Consider the following 21579-nt stretch of genomic DNA (forward strand, 5'->3'; position numbering starts at 1 on the left):
ATTACGCAAGCGGGCCATCTGCCCTGAAAGTGCGCTAAGAATAGTCGCTTGTAACAAAATGAGTAATAGCAGTTCAGGACAAGGACTGTTGCAGTTTCAGTAACGATCGCTTGCGCCTATCCATCCTCCTGATAATCCGCCATCTACCTAATCCATGGTCGCGCGCAAACCCCGGCCAGAGCGGCTGCTCATCCTTTCGAGCGACACCACGAATACCCCTTTGGTGCGCTTATCGCTCCCGACGGGCGGCAGTAGGGTGGGGCCTTCTGTCACTCACCGGGGAAGACGCATGACAAAAACAACAATGCGCGCCATCTTCACGCCACAGGCGCTGGCCACGGCGGTTGCGCTGGGTTTCTGCGCCCAGGCACAGGCTGTTTCATTCAACATCGGCGAGATCGAAGGGCAATTCGATTCCTCGCTGTCGGTCGGCGCCAGCTGGGGCATGCGCGATGCCGACAAGAAGCTGGTGGGGATTCCCAACGGCGGCACTGGGCAGGCGTCCACCGGTGATGACGGGCGGTTGAACTTCAAGAAGGGTGAGACCTTCTCCAAGATCTTCAAGGGCATTCACGACCTGGAACTCAAGTACGGCGACAGCGGCATCTTTGTGCGCGGCAAGTACTGGTACGACTTCGAACTGCAGGACGAAAACCGCGAGTTCAAGCAAATCAGCAACAACCACCGTGACGAAGGCGCGCGCTCGTCCGGCTACGAGCTGCTGGATGCCTTCGTGTACCACAACTATTCCATCGGCGATTTGCCGGGCGCCGTGCGGGTCGGCAAACAGGTGGTGAGCTGGGGCGAAAGTACGTTTATCGGTAACTCGATCAACAGCATCAACCCCATCGACGTCTCAGCGTTCCGCCGTCCGGGCGCTGAGATCAAGGAAGGCCTGATCCCGGTCAACATGCTGTTCGCGTCGCAAAGCCTGACCAACCAGCTGTCGGTAGAAGGCTTCTACCAACTCAACTGGGAAAACACCGTGGTGGATAACTGCGGCACTTTCTTCGGTAACGACGTGGTGGCACACGGCTGCAACGGCAACTACACGGTCGGCAGCCCGGCGATTGCGCCGTTGCAACCGGTGGCCGCAGCGTTCGGCCAGGGTTTTCAGGTGACCCGCGAAGGCGTGGTGGTGCAGCGCGCCAACGACCGCGAAGCGCGCGATGGCGGCCAGTTCGGTGCGGCCTTGCGCTGGCTCGGCGATGACACCGAGTACGGCCTCTACTTCATGAACTACCACAGCCGCACGCCAACGGTGGGCACGATTACCGCCAATACCAACCTGGCCACCATCGGCCGTATCGTCAGCACTGCCAACGCTATTGCGCCCGGCAGTGGCTCGGGCCTGGCCCAGAGCACCATGCTCGGGCGTGGCCAGTATTACCTCGACTACCCGGAAGACATCCGCCTGTACGGCGCGAGTTTTTCCACCACCTTGCCCACCGGCACGGCCTGGACTGGCGAAATCAGCTACCGGCCGAATGCGCCGGTGCAACTCAACACCACCGACCTGACCCTGGCGCTGGTCAACCCGATTGCCGGCCAAACCGCCTCGCCGATCCGCAGTTCGTTCGGCTCGGATAACTCCGGCTACCGCCGCAAGGAGATCACCCAGATCCAGAGCACCATGACCCAGTTCTTCGACCAGGTGCTGGGTGCCGAACGCCTGACGCTGGTGGGCGAGGCGGCGTATGTGCACGTCGGTGGGCTGGAGGCCAAAACCAAACTGCGCTATGGCCGCGATTCGGTGTATGGCGCCTATGGGTTTGGCGGCGATACCGACGGCTTCGTCACCGCCAACTCCTGGGGCTACCGCGCCCGCGCGATCCTCGACTACAACAACGTGTTCGCCGGGGTGAACCTCAAGCCCAACCTGTCCTGGTCCCATGACGTCAGCGGCTACGGCCCCAACGGCATTTTCAACGAAGGCGCCAAGGCGATCAGCGTCGGCGTGGATGCGGACTACCGCAACACCTACACCGCGAGCCTGAGCTACACCGACTTTTTTGGCGGTGACTACAACACCCTCACCGACCGCGACTTTATCGCCCTCAGCTTCGGCGTGAACTTCTGACTTGGTTTAAGGAAGGACAACAACCTATGCGTAAGCTATTTGCAGTGATGGCCCTGAGTGTATTGGCCGCCCACGTCATGGCCGCGGTCTCGCCCGAAGAGGCGGCCAAGCTCGGCACTACCCTGACGCCAGTGGGTGCCGAAAAAGCCGGCAACGCCGACGGCTCGATCCCCGCCTGGACCGGCGGCATCCCGAAAAACGCTGGCGCGGTGGACAGCAAAGGCTTTCTGGCCGACCCGTTCGCCAATGAAAAACCGCTGTTCGTGATCACCGCCGCCACGGTCGACAAATACAAAGACAAGCTTTCCGATGGCCAGGTGGCGATGTTCAAGCGTTACCCCGAGACCTACAAGATCCCGGTGTACCCAACCCATCGCACGGTCAACCTGCCGCCGGATATCTACGAGTCGATCAAGCGCAGCGCGCTGAACGTGCACGCGATCAACGACGGTAACGGTCTGGAAAACTTCACCGGCAACCGTTACTACGCGTTCCCGATCCCGAAAAATGGCGTGGAAGTGCTGTGGAACCACATCACCCGTTACCACGGCGGTAACCTCAAGCGCATCATCACCCAGGCTACTCCGCAAACGAATGGCAGCTACACGCCGATCCGCTTCGAAGAAGAAGTGGCGGTGCCGCAAGCCATCCCGGATATCGACGCGGCCAAGGCGGCCAACGTGCTGAGCTTCTTCAAGCAATCGGTGACGGCGCCCGCGCGCCTGGCAGGCAACGTGCTGCTGGTGCACGAGACCCTCGACCAGGTGAAGGAGCCGCGCCTGGCGTGGATCTATAACGCCGGCCAACGCCGCGTGCGCCGTGCACCGCAAGTCTCGTATGACGGCCCGGGCACCGCCTCCGACGGCCTGCGCACCACCGACAACTTCGACATGTTCTCCGGCGCGCCCGACCGTTACGACTGGAAACTGGTCGGCAAAAAAGAGATGTACATCCCCTACAACAGCTACAAGCTCGACTCGCCGACCCTCAAGTACGACGACATCATCAAGGCCGGGCACATTAACCAGGACCTCACCCGCTACGAGCTGCACCGCGTGTGGGAAGTGGTCGGCACGGTCAAGCCGAGCGAGCGGCACATCTACGCCAAGCGCCATATGTACATCGACGAAGACAGCTGGCAGGTCGCGCTGGTGGACCACTACGACGGGCGTGGCCAACTGTGGCGCGTTGCTGAAGGCCACGCGCAGTTCTACTACGACCATCAGGTGCCGGCCTACACCGTGGAAACCCTGTACGACATCATCGCCGGGCGCTACATCGCCCTCGGCATGAAGAACGAGGAGAAGCGCAGTTTCGTCTTCGGCTTTGCGGCCAAGGCGGCGGATTACACGCCAGCAGCGTTGCGGTCCGAGGGCGTTCGCTGATCTCCATCTGAAATGCAATCAACCTGTGGGAGCTGGCTTGCCTGCGATAGCATCACCTCGGTATGCCTGTTTGACCGAGGTGTCTGCATCGCAGGCAAGCCAGCTCCCACACAAGCCAGCTCCCACATTTAGTTTTACGCATGCCCCTCAATCACCCCGCTGAATACTTCTTCAACAACCGCCAACCACAGGACTAGGGTGGCGTCAGGTTGCATAACAATAAAAACGCAGGATGCAGCAATGACCGCCATGACCCGCTGCCTGGACCGTCCTGGATTCATGCCACGGCTGTCCGCCCATCACTTATTACGCCCGCAATTGACCGAGCCGCTGCTCGCGGCGCCCGTGAGGGTGAAGTTGCTGTGCGCGCCGGGCGGCAGTGGCAAAAGCGCGTTACTGGCCGAGTGTGCCTTGCAGGCGCCCAAGGGTTGCCAGGTCTATTGGCTGCCACTCAATGGCGCGGCCTTGAGCCCCGACGAGTTGTGCCAACGCTTGGCGCACAACCTGGGGCTGGCGTTTGTCGATGAGGCTACTTTGTTGCTTGACCTCAGCCGCTGGCAGCCCACGGCGTGGTTGTTCCTGGATGATTACTGCCGCCTGCCTGCGCCCGAGCTGGATGCTTTGCTCGACCGCTTGCTCAGTGTCGCCAGCCCGGCGCTGACCTGGTGGCTGGGCGCGCGGCGGCGACCGGCGTGCAACTGGCCGCGCCTGTTGCTCGACGACGAGCTATTGGCACGCAGCGACCTGGACTTCAACCCGGCGCAGGTCCAGCAACTGCTCGGCCCCCAGCAAAGCCTCGACAGCGTGATGCAGTTCAGCGGCGGTTGGTGCGCTGGGGTGCGCATTGCCTTGCTCGGTGATGGCCACCCGGACAAGACCTTGCTCGACTACCTGCAACACGAACTGCTGCGCACCTTGCCGGTGGAGTTGGCTGAGGCCTGGCGGGTACTGGCGCACCTGCCGCGTTTCAACCCGGGCCTGTGCGAGCACCTGTTCGGCGCTGGCGACGGTGACCGCTACCTGCGCGAATTGCAGGCATTGGGCGCCTTTATCCAGCCCTGGGAAGACACCGCCGATTGGCTGCAGGTGTTCCCGCCGCTCGCACGCTTGCTGCGCGATGAGCCCTGGCCGGCCAAACGTTCCTGGCATCGGCGCGCCTGCCAATGGTTTACCACCGAGTGCGATTGGCAAGCCGCGTTTGAGCAGGCCTTGCTGGCCGAAGCGTTTGAGGTGGCGGTGAGCCTGTTGCAACACTTCAGTTTTGAAGACTTGTTCCGTCAACAGAATGCGCAACTGCTGCTGCGTCTGCATGAGCAGCATGGCGATGAATTGCTGCTTGGCTCGGCGCAACTGGTGGGGCTGGTGACGGCCGCATTGCTGTTCGCCGGGCGCTTTGAGCAAGCCGGTGTGTGCATCGACCAGCTTGCCCGGTTTGCACCGCAGCCGACGGCGGCGAAACAGCGGCATTTATTGGCGCGCTGGCAGGCGCAATGGGGCTGGTTGTTGCACCTCAATGGGGATGCCGAGCGCGCCCGCGAGCATTTTCTGGAGGCCTTGCAAGCGTTGCCCGACAGCGCCTGGACATCCCGGCTGATGTGCCTTTCGGGCCTGACCCAGCAAGCCCTGCTGCGCGGCGAGTTGGACGTCAGCCAAGCCTTGAACCGCGAAGCGCTGTGCCTGGCGCGTGCCCATGGTTCATTGGTGCTGGAGGCGCTGCTGGAGCTGGACCACGCGCAATTGCTGGAGCAGCGCGGTGCACCGTATCGGGCGCAAAGCCTGCTGGAAAATGTGCAGGCGATGCTGGCGCGCCAGCGCCTCAAGGCGGGGCCACTGGTAGGGCGCATCGCCCTGCGGCGCGGGCATCTGGCGTTGCGCCAAGGCCAGGACTCGCTTGCTGGTGAATGTTTCGAGAGCGGTTTGAGCCTGTGCCTGCACAGTCAGGACAAGCGCGTGCTCTATGGGTTTCTCGGCCTGGCGCTGCTGGCGGCCAACCAGGGTGATTACGCCCAGGCGTTTATCCAGCTGCGCGAGGCGGAGCGCTTGATGCAGCAGCGCCATGTGCCGGACTCGGTATACCGCGCGGTGCTGCTGTTGGTCAGTGGGCACTTCTGGTTGCAGCAGGGCCGTGCCGAACTGACTGTGGAGGCAGTGCGCCGCGTGCTGCGCCATTTCCGTGGGCCACAGGCCCGGCAGGCGCCACCGGCCACCTTGGAGCTGATTCCACGGTTGGAGTACCTGTTAGTGCTGGCTGAGGTGAAGCTGGGTGTGGCCGTTCAGCCCCTGGAGCGCCTGTATGCCTTGCTCGACACCACCCAGCAACGCGGCATGCTCTGCCTGGAAACCGAACTGCACCTGGTGTTGGGCGAAGTTGCCTGGCAGTTGGGCGACTCGGCCATGGCCCGCCGCGCCCTGCAAACCGGGCTGGAGCTGGCGCAACGCTGCCAGGTGCAGCAGGCGATTCGCGAGCTGCGTTTGCGTGCGCCGGGGCTATTGATTGAGCTGGGCCTGGAAACCCCGGCGGCGCCCAGTGGCGTGGTGGAAAACCCGCTGAGCCAACGCGAACTGGAAGTGCTGCAGCTGATCGCCCAAGGCAACTCCAACCTGGAAATCGCCGACCGGCTGTTTATCTCGCTGCACACCGTCAAGACCCACGCGCGGCGCATCCACAGCAAGCTCGGCGTGGAGCGGCGCACCCAAGCGGTGGCCAAGGCCAAGACATTGGGCTTGATGGTCTAGGCGCAGAACGCCTGGCGGTATTCCCCGGGCGTGGCGCCCATGGCCTGGCGAAAGCGATGGGTAAAGTGGCTGGCGCTGGAGAAGCCGCACCGCCACGCAATCTCGCCAAGGGGCAGGGCGCCGCCGCGCAGCAAGGCTTGCGCACGTGCCAGGCGACGCGCCAACAGGTACTGGTGGGGCGGCAGGCCGAAGCTTTGGCGGAACATCCGCGCAAAGTGGTATTCCGACAGCGCGCACATACCCGCCAGTTGCCCGAGGCTGATCGGGTCTTCCAGATGGTGGTCGATAAACTCCACCAATAGCCGCCGCTGATGCGCCGCCAACCCGCCTTTCAAACGCAGGCCGTCGCGTGCGCCGACTTGGCTGAGCAAGGTGTGGCTGAGCATCTCGTGGGCCAGGCTGCTGGTCAGCAGGCGCTCGGCGGGCTCCTGCCAGTTGAGTGCGATCAACTGGTGAAAGCGTTGGGCCTGGTTGGCGTCTTCGAGGAAGGTGCTTTCACGCAATTGCAATTCGCGCGGCTCGCGGTCAAGCAGCGTGACGCAGCCGAGGGCAAATTGCTCCGGGCTGAAATACACATGGGCCAGGCGAATCTCGCCGTTGATCACCCAGGCCGACTGGTGTTCGGCGGGCAGGATGCAGAGTTTGTCCGGGCCGCCCTTGGTGCCCGGCTGATCGCGCCGAAAGGTGCCGGTGCCGCCGCCGATGTAGCAGGACAAGGTGTGATGGGTCGGCGCCTGGTAGTCCTGCGAATCGTGATGGTTGCTCCACAAGGCCGCAGACAAGCCGTCACCGAGCTCGGCGCAGGCTTCCAGGCGTGCGTTGGGCGAGCGGTTAAGGGCTTGAAAGACTTGCAGGGATTCCAGATCTGGCATGGTTGTGCTCTCCGACGCCTTGCATCCTACTCCCGCCGGCGATGGCTGTGATCCATGCGCCCGACAAAAGCGCAAGAATGTGCAAGAGCGCCGACCGGCTGCCAAGGGACACTGTGGCTCAATCGACGGAGCCCGCTATGAACCTTTTCCTGTATTTACTCACCGTGTTGATCTGGGGCACCACCTGGATCGCCCTCAAGTGGCAATTGGGCGTCGTGGCGATTCCCGTATCGATTGTCTACCGCTTCGGCCTGGCGGCGCTGGTGCTGTTTGCGCTGTTGTTGCTCAGCCGCAAGTTGCAGGTGATGAACCGGCGCGGGCATTTGATCTGCCTGGCGCAAGGGCTATGCCTGTTCTGCGTGAACTTCATGTGCTTCCTGACCGCCAGCCAATGGATCCCGAGCGGTCTGGTGGCAGTAGTGTTTTCCACCGCCACATTGTGGAACGCCCTCAATGCCCGGGTGTTTTTCGGCCAACGCGTAGCGCGCAACGTGTTGATGGGCGGCGCGCTAGGGTTGCTGGGGCTGGGCTTTCTGTTCTGGCCGGAGCTGGCAGGGCATACCGCCAGCCCGCAGACCTTGCTCGGCCTGGGCCTGGCGTTGCTGGGGACCATGTGTTTCTCGGCGGGCAATATGTTGTCGAGCCTGCAACAGAAGGCTGGACTCAAGCCGCTGACCACCAATGCGTGGGGCATGGCCTATGGCGCGACGATGCTGGCGACTTACTGCGCGGTACGCGGCATTCCCTTCGACATGGACTGGAGTGCGCGGTATATCGGCGCTTTGTGGTATCTGGTGATTCCGGGGTCGGTGATCGGCTTTACCGCCTACCTCACGCTGGTTGGGCGCATGGGGCCGGAGCGGGCGGCGTATTGCACGGTGCTGTTTCCGGTGGTGGCGCTGAACGTCTCGGCGTTTGCCGAGGGTTACCAATGGACCGCCCCGGCGCTGATGGGGCTGGTGCTGGTGATGTTGGGGAATGTGTTGGTGTTCAGAAAACCTCGGTCGGTTCACCCAATCTTGAAGGCGAAGGCAATCTAATGTGGGAGCTGGCTTGCCTGCGATGCAGGCACCTCGGTGTATCAGGCACACAGAGTTGATGCCATCGCAGGCAAGCCAGCTCCCACAGTTGCCCTATTTGAGGCCCAGGCGCCTGGCCATGCGGCCGAGGTTGGCGCGGTCCAGGCCGAGTTCGCGGGCGGCGCTGGCCCAGTTGTGCTGGTGGCGTTCCAGGCAAGTGCTGATGATTTGGCGTTGGTAGTGCTCGGTGGCCTGGCGCAGGTCGCCGGTCGCGGCCAGCGGCGCTTGCAGCGGTGCTTCGATAGCCGGCGCGCTGACGTCCGGCAGGTCCAGGTCCTGGGCGCTCAGGCTCAGAATCTTCGGCCGCTCGCGGCAGTTGCCCAGGGCTTTGAGTGCGCTGCGCCCGATCAAATGTTCCAGCTCCCGCACATTGCCCGGCCAGTTGTAGGCCAGCAGCGCGGCCTGGGCGTCGCTGGTCAGGCGCAGGCTGCCCAGGCCCATGCGCGAACGGTTCTGCTCCAGGAAGTAGCCCGCCAGCAGTAACACATCCCGCCCGCGCTCGCGCAGCGCCGGCACTTGCAGCGGGTACACGCTCAGGCGGTGGTAGAAGTCGGCGCGGTAGCGGCCATTGCGCACTTCTTCGGCGAGGTCGCGGTTGGTGGCGGCGATCAGGCGCACATCCACCTGGTGTTCCTTGTCCGAACCGAGGCGTTGCAACTGGCCGCTTTGCAGCACGCGCAGCAATTTGGCCTGCACGGTCAACGACAGCTCGCCGACTTCATCCAGGAATAGGGTGCCACCATTGGCCAACTCGAACTTGCCGCGGCGTTCATTCAACGCGCCGGTAAAGGCGCCGCGCACGTGGCCGAACAATTCGCTTTCCACCAGGGTTTCCGGCAGCGCGGCGCAGTTGAGGCTGATCAGCGGCTTGTCCGCACGCGGTGACGCGGCATGGATGGCTTGGGCGACCAGTTCCTTGCCGACCCCGGTTTCGCCGGTGATCAGCACGGTCAGGTCGCTGCCGCCCACCAGCTTGATCTCCTCGACCAGGCGCTTGTGCGCCTTGCTCTGGCCGATCATTTCCTTGTGCTGCTGGCCGCTGGCCTGGCGGTAGATTTCGGCGCGCTGATGTTCGTCTTCGGCGCGCAACGCCAGGCGCTCGATGCGTTCGGCGACATTGACCGTGGCCGCCGCCAGGCTGGCGAAGGCTTGCAAGGCATCCAGCTCGACGCGTTCGAAACGCTCGGTGTCCAACGCATCGAGGGTCAGTAAGCCCCAGGGCTGGTCGTCGATAAACAGCGGGCAGCCCATGCAGTCGTGGACTTCCAGGTGCCCGTGCAGGCCTTCGACCAAACCGTCGTAGGGGTCGGGCAGTTCGCTGTCGCTGTCAAAACGGGTAGGGCCGGGGCTGCTCAGCAACACTGCAAAGCGCGGGTGTTCGCTGACCTTGAAGCGCCGGCCCAGGGTATCGGCGCTTAAACCGTCCACTGCCAGCGGCACCAGCCAATCGCCGTCCAACCGTAATAACGCGGCGGCATCGCACGGCAGCAGTGCGCGCATGGCTTGCAACAGGCGTCGATAGCGCTCGCCCTCGGGCAGCTCGCGGGACAGGTCGGCCACCAGGGGCAGCAGGGTGGTGAGCAGCGATTGTGCAGTCATAATGACTCCTTGTAGTCCTTATGACTATAAATCCTAAGGAGTCATACTGACTACATAATATTTAACTCGTTGATATATATAGATTAATTAGTTGGCACGAATACTGAGTAGGTAAAGGTAATCAGTAAAAAGACTCAGGAGTCTGCCATGCTTAGTGCCCAAGACCGTGCCATCGTCAAATCCACTGTGCCCTTGCTGGAAAGCGGCGGCGAAGCGCTGATCACGCATTTTTACCGCATGATGCTCAGCGAATACCCAGAAGTTCGCCCGCTGTTCAATCAAGCCCACCAGGCCAGCGGTGACCAGCCTCGTGCCCTGGCCAATGGCGTGCTGATGTATGCGCGGCATATCGATCAACTGGACCAACTGGGTGACCTGGTCGCCAAGATCATCAACAAACACGTGGCCTTGCAGATCCTGCCGGAGCATTACCCGATTGTGGGTGCCTGCCTGCTGCGCGCCATCTCTGAAGTGCTCGGCAGCGAGATCGCCACGTCTGAGGTGATGAATGCCTGGGGCGCTGCCTACGGCCAGCTGGCCGATATCCTGATCGGTGCCGAAGCCGCGATCTACGATGAAAAAGCCCAGGCGCCGGGCGGCTGGCGCGGTGCGCGGCCGTTCCTGCTGGTCAAACGTGTGGAGGAGAGCGACGAAATCATCTCGTTCTACTTTGCGCCTGTGGATAACGGCCGGATCCTGCAAGCCGCGCCGGGCCAGTACATTGGCATGAAGCTGCTGCTGGACGGCGAAGAAGTGCGCCGCAACTATTCCCTGTCGGCCTTGAGCGATGCGGGCCTGTACCGCATCAGCGTCAAACGCGAGGCCGGTGGGCGGGTGTCCAACTACCTGCATGACCAGATGCACGTCGGTGCAACCATCGACCTGTTCCCGCCATCGGGTGAGTTCACCTTGGCGGCCAGCGATAAACCGCTGGTGCTGATCAGCGGCGGGGTAGGCATCACCCCGACATTGCCAATGCTTGAAGCGGCCCTGGCAACTGAGCGCCCGGTGCACTTTATCCACTGCGCGCGCAACGGCGGCGTGCATGCGTTCCGTGATTGGGTCGATGCCCTGGCGGCCAGGCACCCGCAGCTCAAGCGCTTTTATTGCTATGCCGAGGACGATGGCGTGAGCCCGGCGGCGGACAAGGTTGGGCTGTTGAGCCAGGAGCAATTGGCGGCGTGGTTGCCCGAGGAGCGCGACCTGGATGCGTACTTCCTGGGGCCGAAAGGTTTTATGGCGGCGATCAAGCGCCATCTGAAGGCGCTGGGTGTGCCGGAGCAGCAGGCGCGCTACGAGTTCTTCGGCCCGGCGGCGGCGCTGGAATAAGTACATCTACCCTGTGGCGAGGGAGCTTGCTCCCGCTGGATCGGGCTGGCGCTCCAGAGCGCAGCGCTCCCAGGAATTTTGGGGCCGCTTCGCAGCCCTGCGGGAGCAAGCTCCCTCGCCACAACAAGCCCGGCTCCCACATCGGAATGCGATTCCCTGTGGGAGCCGGGCTTGCCCGCGATGGCGTCCGCTCAGCCACAACATTTATCCCGATTAATCCGCAGTTAACCCCTCTCTGTTTTAACCATGCTCTGTGTGTAAACTTGCCGGCATTGGCACAACGACAAAGGGAAAATGGGGATGAGTGACGAATTGCGTTTAGGCAGGGAGCGGCGCTTTCTGGTGTTGCTGGGCATCATCTGCCTGGCGCTGATCGGCGGTGCGCTGTATATGCAAGTGGTGTTGGGCGAGGCGCCGTGCCCGCTGTGTATCCTGCAGCGTTACGCTTTGCTGTTGATTGCGATCTTTGCCTTCATCGGCGCCGCCATGCGCCGCAAAGGTGCGGTCACTCTGTTTGAAGGGCTGGTAGTACTCAGTGCCCTGGGCGGCGTCGCTGCCGCAGGCCACCACGTCTACACCCAGTTCTTCCCGGAAGTCAGCTGCGGCGTCGATGTGTTGCAGCCGATTGTCGATGAACTGCCACTGGCCAAGGTGTTTCCACTGGGCTTCCAGGTCGACGGCTTCTGCAGCACGCCGTACCCGCCGATCCTTGGCCTGTCCCTGGCGCAATGGGCGCTGGTGGCGTTCGTGCTGACGGTGATCCTGGTGCCGCTGGGCATCTATCGCAATCGCCAACGCCAGGCCTGAGCCTGTTCCCCAAAACGCCCCGGTCTTCCTTGAAGGAAGTCCGGGGCGTTTTTGGTTGTAGGGATTTGTGAAAGGGCCGTGACGAGGGGCAACAATAGGTGCGCGCAGCGTGCGACATGTTGTCACACGGACGCTGTCGCAGGACATTTCTGACCCATCAAACCGCCGCCTAAATTTGCACCCGAAGGCTAAATTGTGCTGTCAGTTCATCGTTTGGGCGATGCCGCGAATGTCACGCCGCCCGAGCCATTGGGTGATGTCCGAATGCCTTGTTTTATGGGGGCTTGGATCCGTTTTGCAAGCCCTTACAAGGTGTAAGGGAAGTGGCGTTATGCCCAATAACACGGCAATTTTTGTGGTTTTTGTTGAGAATCGAACACGATAAGATCGCGAACCATTGCAGGTTTAGTGAAGGATTGTTGCTGTAATCGATAAAAATTATTTCTTTATAAGACATGGTTTATACATCGCTAGCTAACTACAATCGCCCGCACTGAATGTCCTGTGCTGTTCAATATTTGAGCACTGGAGCGGTCGAGGGGCAGATGGACGGCTCTGTGCGACCCCAAGGTTCCGGCAGCCTTTCAACTATCCGCACCAAATGGAATTGGTCTGTAACAAGGCCTTTAACCACGAAATCGAATAAGAACTCACCGCAGGTCCGTGAAACGTACAGTTATGGCGTGACGGGCAGGCTCTTATTCAATCGAAGAGAAATGCCAACCCTTGGCAGGGTGAAGTGTTGGCGATCAAAACCCAACTGCATTGCGCAAGCTGCTTTAGAGGTCGTGAGATGAGTAAAAACAGGTACCCCCGATTACTAGGCTTTTTGCCGCTGATTGGCATGCTGTTAATGCTGGGAGGCTGCAAGTGGACCTTGATGGACCCAAAAGGACAGATCGGTCTGGATCAACGAAACCTGATCATCACCGCTACCCTGCTGATGCTGCTGGTCGTGGTCCCTGTGATCATCATGACCTTCGCCTTCGCCTGGAAATACCGCGCGTCGAACACCAGCGCTACCTACGCGCCTAAGTGGTCGCACTCCACCAAGATCGAAATCGCCGTGTGGCTGGTGCCGGTCCTCATCATCATCGCCCTGGGTTACATCACCTATAAGTCGACCCACGAGCTGGACCCGTACCGTCCGCTGGAATCCAACGTCAAGCCGATTAACATCGAAGTGGTCGCGCTGGACTGGAAGTGGCTGTTCATCTACCCGGACCTGGGTATCGCCACGGTTAACGAGATCCAGTTCCCGGAGAACACTCCGCTTAATTTCCGAATCACCTCCGATGCCGTGATGAACTCGTTCTTCATCCCTGCACTGGGCGGCCAGATCTACGCGATGGCAGGCATGCAGACTCGCCTGCACCTGATCGCCAACGAGAAAGCTGAAATGGAAGGCATCTCCGCGAACTACAGCGGCGCTGGCTTCACCGGCATGAAATTCAAAGCGATCTCGACGAGCCAGGAAGACTTCAACGCCTGGGTAGCCGCAGTCAAGGCCGCACCTAAACAGCTTGATCAAGCTGAATACGACGCCCTGACCAAACCAAGCCAGAACAACCCAGTCGCTCTGTACTCCGCGTTTGAGCCGGACCTGTTTCAGAAAATCGTCGACAAGTACGAAGGTATGAAGCCAGGCAAGCCGGTCAAGCACGAGAAGAAAGAAGTGGCCGTGGTTGAAGGTTCTGACACGGGCTCGCATTCAACTGCTGGGGCAGAGGAGTAAACGATGTTTGGTAAATTAAGTTGGGATGCGGTCCCGTTCCACGAGCCGATCGTAATGGTGACCATCGCCATGATCGCGCTGGGTGGTCTGGCACTGTTTGCTGCAATTACGTATTTCAAGAAGTGGACCTACCTGTGGACCGAGTGGCTGACGTCTGTCGACCACAAGAAAATCGGTGTCATGTACGTCATCGTTGCCATGGTCATGCTGCTGCGTGGTTTTGCCGACGCCATCATGATGCGTACCCAGTTGGCCATGGCCACCGAGGGTTCGCCGGGCTACCTGCCGCCTGAACACTATGACCAGATCTTCACCGCTCACGGTGTGATCATGATCATCTTCATGGCGATGCCATTCTTCACCGGCTTGATGAACCTTGCCTTGCCGCTGCAGATCGGTGCGCGTGACGTTGCCTACCCGTTCCTGAACTCCCTGAGCTTCTGGCTGCTGGTTTCCGGCGTGGTGCTGATCAACCTGTCCCTGGGCGTCGGCGAATTCGCCAAGACCGGTTGGGTTGCGTATCCGCCATTGTCGGGCATTCAATACAGTCCGGGCGTGGGTGTGGACTACTACATCTGGGCGCTACAGTTATCAGGACTCGGGACGACATTGACGGGGGTCAACTTCCTGGCCACCGTCCTGAAAATGCGCGCCCCTGGCATGAAACTGATGGACATGCCGATCTTCACCTGGACCTGCACCTGGGCCAACGTCCTGATCGTGGCTTCGTTCCCGATCCTGGCCGCTACCATGGCGCTGCTGTCGCTTGACCGTTACCTGGATTTCCACATTTTCACCAATGAACTTGGTGGCAATCCAATGATGTACGTGAACCTGTTCTGGGCATGGGGTCACCCTGAGGTGTACATCCTGATCCTGCCAGCGTTCGGTATTTTCTCTGAAGTGATCTCGACCTTTACCGGCAAACGCCTGTTCGGTCACCACTCGATGGTTTACGCATCGGGCGCGATCTCTGTACTGGGCTTCATGGTTTGGCTGCACCACTTCTTCACCATGGGCTCGGGGGCCAGCGTCAACGCCTTCTTCGGCCTGGCGACGATGCTGATTTCTATCCCGACGGGGGTGAAGCTATTTAACTGGCTATTCACCATCTACCACGGCCGTCTGCGTATCACCAGCCAGGTTCTGTGGACCCTGGGCTTCATGGTGACCTTCGCCATCGGCGGCATGACCGGCGTACTGCTGGCCATCCCGGGTGCTGACTTCGTACTGCACAACAGCCTGTTCGTGATCGCTCACTTCCACAACGTCATCATCGGCGGCGCGGTATTCGGCTACATCGCAGGTTTCAGCTTCTACTTCCCGAAAGCGTTCGGCTTCAAGCTGCACGAAGGTTGGGGCAAGGCTGCATTCTGGTTCTGGATCTCGGGCTTCTTCGTCGCGTTCATGCCGCTCTACGCTCTGGGCTTCATGGGCATGACCCGTCGTCTGAACGCCACTACCAACCCTGAGTGGGTGCCGTACCTGTACGTCGCCATGTTCGGTGCGTTGATGATTGCTGCCGGTATCGCCTGCCAGCTGATCCAGCTGTACGTGAGTATCCGTGATCGCAAGCAGAACGCCTGTGACTCCGGTGACCCATGGAATGGCCACACCCTGGAATGGTCGACTTCGTCGCCACCACCGTTCTACAACTTCGCCGTGATCCCGACTGCGAACACCATTGATGCGTTCACCGAAGCCAAGGAAGACGGTACTGCGTACCAGAAGCCTAAGCACTACGAGCCGATCCACATGCCGAACAACACCGCCACTGGCGTGGTGATGGGCGCGCTGTTGACCGTGTTCGGTTTCGCGATGATCTGGCACATCTGGTGGCTGGCAATCGTGGGCCTGGTAGGCACCATCGGTTACTTCATCATTCACGCTGCCCGTGATGATCAAGGCTACATGGTGCCGGTCGAGACGATCGAACGCATCGAAGCCGAGCAACACGCTCGCCTGGTAGCCGAGAAGAAAATTCCGGCCAACCGTGTAGAAACCTCGTTGGAACAGGCTTAAACCATGTCGAACTTAGTGACCAATGCTGGACACGCCCATGTCGATGACCATGGGCACGATGACCATCACCACGACTCGGGGCCAATGACCGTATTCGGTTTCTGGCTCTACCTGATGACCGACTGCATCTTGTTTGCGTCGATCTTCGCGGTGTACGCGGTACTGGTAAACAACGTAGCGGGTGGCCCGTCGGGCCACGACATCTTCGAACTGCCTTACGTGCTCGGCGAAACCGCCTTGCTGTTGTTCAGTTCGATCACCTACGGCTTCGCCATGCTGGCCTTCTACAAGGGCAGCAAGAAGGGCGTACTGAGCTGGTTGGCACTGACCTTCCTGTTCGGCCTGGGCTTCATCGGCATGGAGATCAACGAGTTCCACCTGCTGATCTCCGAAGGCTACGGCCCGCACCGTTCCGGCTTCCTGTCCGCGTTCTTTACGCTGGTAGGCACCCACGGTCTGCACGTATCTGCCGGCCTGCTGTGGATGGCGGTGATGATGTATCAGGTCAATAAGCACGGCCTGACCAACACCAACAAGACTCGCCTGAGCTGCCTGAGCCTGTTCTGGCACTTCCTGGACGTGGTCTGGATCTGCGTATTCACCGTCGTTTACTTGATGGGGACTCTGTAATGGCTAATGCACACTCCCATGACCATGACAGCCATGATGCGAGCCACGGCAGCGTAAAGTCTTACGCTATCGGCTTCATCCTGTCGGTCATCCTGACCCTGATCCCATTCGGCCTGGTGATGTACCCAACCTTGCCGAAGTCGATCACCTTGATGATCGTCCTGGCGTTTGCGGTGATTCAGGTTCTGGTTCACCTGGTGTACTTCCTGCACCTGGATCGCTCGAAAGAGCAGCGCGATAACGTGATTGCGTTCGTGTTCGCAGGTCTTGTGATCCTGCTGCTGGTTGGCCTGTCGATATGGATCATGTTCAGCATCCATACGTTCATGATGGCGAAGTGAGGTAAGACCCGATGTCGCTTAAGCACTTTATCCAAATCACCAAACCGGGGATCATTTTCGGTAACGTGCTTTCTGTGGCAGGCGGTTTCTTCCTGGCCTCCAAGGGGCATGTCGATCTGGCCATTTTTCTGGCTGCGATGATCGGCACGTCCCTGGTGGTAGCTTCCGGTTGTGTGTTCAACAACTGCATCGACCGTGACATCGACTTGAAGATGGAACGCACCAAGAATCGTGTGCTGGTGCAGGGCCTTATCTCCCTGAAACTGGCACTGATCTACGCGACCGTCCTGGGTGTTGCCGGTGTGGCCCTGTTGTACAAGGTGGCCAACCCGTTGGCGGCGCTGTTTGCCGTGATCGGTTTTGTTATCTACGTCGGCCTTTACAGCCTGTACCTCAAGCGCAAGTCGGTTCACGGCACGCTGGTGGGCAGTCTGTCGGGGGCGATGCCGCCGGTGATTGGTTATGTGGCTGTGACCAATAGCTTCGACATGGCTGCGCTGGTGCTGCTGGTGATGTTCAGCCTGTGGCAGATGCCGCACTCCTATGCCATCGCGATCTTCCGCTTCAATGACTACCTGGCTGCGTCGATTCCGGTTCTGCCGGTTAAGCGTGGCATTCAGGTGGCCAAGAAACACATCCTGCTCTACATCCTGGCCTTCCTCGTGGCAACCTTGATGTTGACCTTCAGTGGCTACGCCGGCATGAGCTACCTCGCTGTCGCTGCCGCCATGGGCATGTACTGGTTGTACATGGCCTGGACCGGCTACAAGGCGGTGGATGACACCGTCTGGGCGCGCAAGCTGTTCGTGTTCTCGATCTTCACCATCACCGCGCTCAGCGTGATGATGTCCCTGGATTTCCAAGTGCCGAAAGAGCTGTTGCTGACCTACGCACACTGAGTCATCGAGCAACAAAAAGCCCCGCCTTCGCAAGAAGCGCGGGGCTTTTTATTGAGTGGCCTTTAAACTATTCCCACATTCTACAAATGCAGGAAGCAACGTGATGACTAAAAAAGCCGTGATGGTATTCAGTGGCGGGCAGGACTCGACCACCTGCCTGATCCAGGCGCTGGGGCAGTATGACGAAGTGCACTGCATTACCTTCGATTATGGCCAGCGCCATGTCGCCGAAGTTGAAGTCGCGCAGAAGTTGGCCAAGCAGCTGGGCGCCACCGTTCACAAGGTGATGGATGTGTCTTTGCTCAATGAGCTGGCGATCAGCAGCCTGACCCGCGACAACATCCCGGTGCCGACCGTGAACAGCTCGGGCGAAAGCCTGCCGAGCACGTTTGTGCCGGGGCGCAATATTCTGTTCCTGACCCTGGCGGCGATCTACGCCTATCAGGTCAAAGCTGAAAGCGTGATTACCGGTGTGTGCGAGACCGACTTCTCGGGTTACCCCGATTGCCGCGATGACTTTGTCAAAGCGCTTAACACGGCGCTCCAACTGGGCATGGACTACACGCTGCGCCTGGACACGCCGTTGATGTGGCTGAACAAGGCTGAAACCTGGGCATTGGCTGATTACCACAACCAACTGGAGCTGGTTCAGCACCAGACGCTGACCTGCTACAACGGCATCATCGGCACGGGCTGCGGTAATTGCGATGCCTGCAACCTGCGGGCGCGGGGTTTGAATGAGTATTTGCAGGACAAGGCGGGTGTGATGAGCAGCCTGAAGCAGAAGTTGCAGTTGAGCTAGGGACTAGGGAACGTACTCGCTCAACTGTGGGAGCTGGCTTGCCTGCGATAGCATCGCTGCGGTGTTGCAGATGTACCGAGGTGTCTGCATCGCAGGCAAGCCAGCTCCCACATTTAGAGCGCATTACATCAGGCAGCGCTACCGGTAATCCAGCGTTTGAACAACGCACGCGCGCCATAGGCCGGCAGGATATTAAAAAACGCAAAGCCGACTTTGATCGCGATCTGCACGTAGATCATGCTCAAGATGTCGCTGGTCTGCATCGCGCCATAGAACGCAATAAAGCAGAACAGGAAACTGTCGATAATCACCGCAAAGAACGTACTGAGGAAAATCCGCAGGTACAGGTATTTGGAGTTGGTCAGTTCCTTGATCTTGCACAGCAAGTAGGAGTTTATGTTCTCCGACACCAGGAACGACACCGAGGACGCGACCAGTACCGAGGACACCTGAATGATCACATCGTTGTAAGGTCCATCGAGTTTCCAGCCCGGCAACCCTGGCAGAAACGTCGAGCCGTAGAGCAGGATGATGATCATCGCATTACTGGCAAACGCAAACAAAATGGCGCGTCTGGCCAGCCGCAGGCCGAATTGCTCATTGAGCAGATCCACGATCAAAAACGTCAGCGGGTACAGAAACGTGCCCGGTGTGACGATGATGCCCATCGACTCCAGGTAAATAGGCTTGGTCGCGGCAATACTGGTGAAGATATAAAACGTGAACAGCAACAGGTTCAGGATGATGTAGATCATCCAAGAGTTTTCGTTGCGGTCGTTGATGTCGTAGGCCGTCAACGTCCCTCCCTGTGAATAGAACTTCTTGTACATGTTCTTAACTTCCATTTTATTGAGGTTATCCATGATTTCGCTGTTGATGACTTCACTCAGCTTCATCTTGATGACCTTGCCGGTGGCGATCACCATGATCACCGCCAGGCTCTTGTCATTCTCAAAGCCCAGCAGTTTGTATGTGCTGTTTTCGATGCCCGCTTCATACGTTGTCATTGAAGCGCTCCTCAATGATGTCGCCGATCACACACAGGCGCTCTGAGCCGGCGCAGGCTTCAAGGGTGATAAACATCTTTTGGGTGGCCCGGTCGTACACCAGTTTTTCCTTGCCCAGCGTTGACGCGCCTTTTTGCACGATCAACAAATCGCCCGGCTCGTTGATGCCGGGAATACTCCTTTCCAGGCGCACACCGATCAGGTTGTAGGAAGAACCGAAGTAGTAGGTCAGCGGATACAGCGTGGCCAACTCGCCAATGCGCTTGCCCAGGTTTTGGATAACCAGGCTTTCCTTGAGCACCGGCACGGCGGCCGGGTTCATGTTGCCCTGTGGGGAAACACTGCTCTCGATGATTTCCTTGGCTTCAAAATCGAGGGTCTCGATTTCATCGTAAGAGACGCCAAAGAAGTCCGATATTTTGCGCACAGTGGACTGCTGCACGTTGACGACCTTGCCTTCCAGGATGTTGTAGATGGTGGTCCTGGTCAGGCCGGCGGCACTGGATAACGACAGCTGCGTCTCGCCGCGGCTTTTGATCAAGTACTTGATGTTGCTCTTCAAGTGCTCGGTTTTTTCGCGTCTGTGTATCACGTGCTCACCACTTCCTTTTAGTCGTTAACGTCCGTTGTTTGCGCAGCCACAACAGGAGAGCGCCCGTTCCGGGGGCGCTTCTGGTTTTGCGGCGGCGGGAGTGTTGCACGCGACGGGCCTAACAATAAAGTCCGGATGCGCTACTCGCGTGCTTTTGATGGACTTGGCGCAGGAGGAATGAACATTTGATTTGGAAAATGTTTAATTTCCTGTTTAATTAACCCTCTCGGTTCAGGACGGACCGGCACGCAACGCCCAGGAAGGGACCCGCACTGATGGCATTCAATACCGTACCTCTGAAAGACCAGGCCGACCTGCTGCGTCGTGGCCTGGCGGATCTGCGCGCAGAAGACTTCGAACTCGCCAGCCTGCTGGATGCTGAAGTCACTCGCCAGCATCGCACCCTCTCGCTGGTGGCTTCTTCGTGCGCGGTCAAGCCACGCACCTTGGTCGCCTGCGCTTCTGCACTGGTGAACGTGAGCGCCGAAGGCACGCCCGGCAAACGCTATCGCACCGGCTGTGAAAATGTCGATTTGGTGGAGTCCCTGGCCATCCGCAGAGCGCGGGAATTGTTCGACGCGCACTACGCCGGCGTGCAGCCTCATTCGGCGTCCAACGCCATATCCCAAGTGCTGTCAGCGCTGCTTGAGCCAGGCGATACGCTACTGGGCATGGCCCACGACCATGGCGGCGAACTCACCCTTGGCAGTCCGGCGGTATTCACCGGGGCCTATTACAAGGCCATTCGTTATGGCACCACTGGCGCAGGCCTTATCGACTATGAGCAAGTGCGCAGCCTGGCCCTGGCCCATCGCCCACGCATCATTATTTGTGGCGCGGGCGCTTACTCAAGGGTGGTGGATTTTGAGCGGTTTCGCGCGATTGCCGACGAGGCGGGCGCCATCCTGCTGGCAGACATTTCCGCTATCGCCGGGTTGGTGGTGACAGGGCGCCATCCGAGCCCGATCAACGCCGCACACGTCACCATTACCTGCACGCACAAGCAATTGGGCGGCCCACGTGGTGGTTTGATCCTGTGCGGCCGCGACGCCGAGACCAAGGTGCCGGGCCTTAAATCAACGTTCAGCCGCGTGCTGGATCAAGCCGTGTTCCCGCGTATGCAGGGCGCGCCAGCGATGAATATGATCGCGGCAAAAGCGGCGGCTTTGGGGTATGCGAAGTCAGCAGCGTTTGATGCCTGTATGGGGCGTGGCCGAGCGCTTGCCGATGAGGTGGCCCGTGCGTTTGCGGCCCAGGGTTACGACGTGGTGGGCGGGCGCAGTGAGAACCATACGGTGCTGATCCGGTTGCAGGGCGCCATGACTGGCGCCATCGCCGAGGCGGCCCTGGAGTCTTGCGCCATTGTGGTGAGCAAGCACCGCGTACCGGGCGAGACACGTTCGAAGTTGGTCACCAGCGGCCTGTGTATCGGCACTGGTTCCATGGCGCAACGCAAGCTCGACACCGACGGCTGCCGGCAGGTGATTGAGCTGATTGGTCGGGTGTTGGAAAATGTCACCCCGCTGGGCGAACAGGACTATCGGCTTGCGCCTGAGGTGCGCGAGCAGGTGCGCACGGCGGTGGAAGCCTTGTGCATGAATTACCCGATCGCCGACTACCTGGAGGGTTGATCACCGCGCAGGTGGCTAAATCAGCTGAGTGCC

The 21579-nt window shown here is 59.8% G+C and carries 17 protein-coding genes; 13 read left to right on the top strand and 4 right to left on the bottom strand.

Going from position 1 to position 21579, the window contains the following annotated elements; translation table 11 throughout:
* The first annotated feature begins 289 nt into the window (after nucleotides 1-289).
* From P5706_RS05440 to P5706_RS05450, 3 genes are all read left to right on the top strand, one after another.
* Nucleotides 290-2080, top strand: a complete 1791-nt coding sequence (locus P5706_RS05440; RefSeq protein ID WP_099549448.1) for a DUF1302 domain-containing protein — start codon at nucleotides 290-292, stop codon at nucleotides 2078-2080.
* A gap of 26 nt (nucleotides 2081-2106) precedes the next feature.
* Nucleotides 2107-3465, top strand: coding sequence for a DUF1329 domain-containing protein (locus P5706_RS05445; protein WP_219268984.1), 1359 nt, complete (start codon nucleotides 2107-2109; stop codon nucleotides 3463-3465).
* Nucleotides 3466-3705: 240 nt separating this feature from the next.
* Nucleotides 3706-6201 carry a LuxR C-terminal-related transcriptional regulator gene (locus P5706_RS05450; RefSeq protein ID WP_285678712.1) on the top strand — a complete coding sequence of 832 codons (2496 nt, stop codon included), beginning with the start codon at nucleotides 3706-3708 and terminating at the stop codon, nucleotides 6199-6201.
* On the opposite strand, the gene P5706_RS05455 is transcribed toward P5706_RS05450, so the two are convergent.
* Nucleotides 6198-7073, bottom strand: coding sequence for a helix-turn-helix domain-containing protein (locus tag P5706_RS05455; RefSeq protein ID WP_285678713.1), 876 nt, complete (start codon nucleotides 7071-7073; stop codon nucleotides 6198-6200). The genes P5706_RS05450 and P5706_RS05455 overlap by 4 nt on opposite strands.
* Before the next feature lie 137 nt (nucleotides 7074-7210).
* On the opposite strand from P5706_RS05455, the gene P5706_RS05460 reads away from it, so the two are divergent.
* Nucleotides 7211-8113, top strand: coding sequence for a DMT family transporter (locus P5706_RS05460; RefSeq protein WP_138453524.1), 903 nt, complete (start codon nucleotides 7211-7213; stop codon nucleotides 8111-8113).
* 93 nt (nucleotides 8114-8206) lie between these two features.
* Here P5706_RS05460 and norR read toward each other — a convergent pair whose 3' ends face one another.
* Nucleotides 8207-9751 (bottom strand): nitric oxide reductase transcriptional regulator NorR, encoded by a 1545-nt coding sequence (gene norR / locus P5706_RS05465; RefSeq protein ID WP_285678714.1) that lies wholly within the window; start codon nucleotides 9749-9751, stop codon nucleotides 8207-8209.
* Nucleotides 9752-9898: 147 nt separating this feature from the next.
* Here norR and hmpA point away from each other — a divergent pair, with 147 nt between their 5' ends.
* The 8 genes from hmpA (at nucleotide 9899) to queC (ending at nucleotide 18316) form a co-directional block, all read left to right on the top strand.
* Nucleotides 9899-11080 (top strand): NO-inducible flavohemoprotein, encoded by a 1182-nt coding sequence (gene hmpA / locus P5706_RS05470; RefSeq protein ID WP_285678715.1) that lies wholly within the window; start codon nucleotides 9899-9901, stop codon nucleotides 11078-11080.
* 300 nt (nucleotides 11081-11380) lie between these two features.
* Nucleotides 11381-11887: a disulfide bond formation protein B gene (locus P5706_RS05475; protein WP_056858320.1), complete on the top strand. Its 507-nt coding sequence runs from the start codon at nucleotides 11381-11383 to the stop codon at nucleotides 11885-11887.
* A gap of 793 nt (nucleotides 11888-12680) precedes the next feature.
* Nucleotides 12681-13622, top strand: coding sequence for a ubiquinol oxidase subunit II (cyoA, locus tag P5706_RS05480; RefSeq protein ID WP_026013527.1), 942 nt, complete (start codon nucleotides 12681-12683; stop codon nucleotides 13620-13622).
* Nucleotides 13623-13625: 3 nt separating this feature from the next.
* The gene (gene cyoB, locus P5706_RS05485) at nucleotides 13626-15644 is read left to right on the top strand and encodes a cytochrome o ubiquinol oxidase subunit I (RefSeq protein WP_138813899.1); all 2019 of its coding nucleotides are present in this window, start codon (nucleotides 13626-13628) and stop codon (nucleotides 15642-15644) included.
* Between the two features lie 3 nt (nucleotides 15645-15647).
* Nucleotides 15648-16274, top strand: coding sequence for a cytochrome o ubiquinol oxidase subunit III (locus P5706_RS05490; protein ID WP_056858318.1), 627 nt, complete (start codon nucleotides 15648-15650; stop codon nucleotides 16272-16274).
* Entirely contained in the window at nucleotides 16274-16615 is a 342-nt protein-coding gene (gene cyoD / locus P5706_RS05495; RefSeq protein ID WP_010206434.1) for a cytochrome o ubiquinol oxidase subunit IV, read from the top strand. The genes P5706_RS05490 and cyoD overlap by 1 nt, the downstream gene beginning before the upstream one ends.
* Before the next feature lie 11 nt (nucleotides 16616-16626).
* Nucleotides 16627-17514, top strand: a complete 888-nt coding sequence (cyoE, locus tag P5706_RS05500) for a heme o synthase (protein ID WP_017135069.1) — start codon at nucleotides 16627-16629, stop codon at nucleotides 17512-17514.
* A gap of 103 nt (nucleotides 17515-17617) precedes the next feature.
* Nucleotides 17618-18316, top strand: coding sequence for a 7-cyano-7-deazaguanine synthase QueC (queC, locus tag P5706_RS05505; RefSeq protein WP_138813900.1), 699 nt, complete (start codon nucleotides 17618-17620; stop codon nucleotides 18314-18316).
* Between the two features lie 128 nt (nucleotides 18317-18444).
* On the opposite strand, the gene P5706_RS05510 is transcribed toward queC, so the two are convergent.
* Both P5706_RS05510 and P5706_RS05515 read right to left on the bottom strand, forming a co-directional pair.
* Nucleotides 18445-19323, bottom strand: a complete 879-nt coding sequence (locus P5706_RS05510; RefSeq protein WP_200432558.1) for a queuosine precursor transporter — start codon at nucleotides 19321-19323, stop codon at nucleotides 18445-18447.
* Nucleotides 19310-19915, bottom strand: a complete 606-nt coding sequence (locus P5706_RS05515) for a helix-turn-helix transcriptional regulator (protein ID WP_200432559.1) — start codon at nucleotides 19913-19915, stop codon at nucleotides 19310-19312. Before P5706_RS05515 ends, P5706_RS05510 begins: the two co-directional genes overlap by 14 nt.
* A 275-nt stretch (nucleotides 19916-20190) precedes the next feature.
* Here P5706_RS05515 and glyA point away from each other — a divergent pair, with 275 nt between their 5' ends.
* Nucleotides 20191-21546, top strand: a complete 1356-nt coding sequence (gene glyA / locus P5706_RS05520; protein WP_285678718.1) for a serine hydroxymethyltransferase — start codon at nucleotides 20191-20193, stop codon at nucleotides 21544-21546.
* Nucleotides 21547-21579: the final 33 nt, after the last annotated feature.

This window comes from Pseudomonas sp. ChxA (genome assembly GCF_030263855.1).
Lineage (GTDB): Bacteria > Pseudomonadota > Gammaproteobacteria > Pseudomonadales > Pseudomonadaceae > Aquipseudomonas > Aquipseudomonas fluorescens_CB.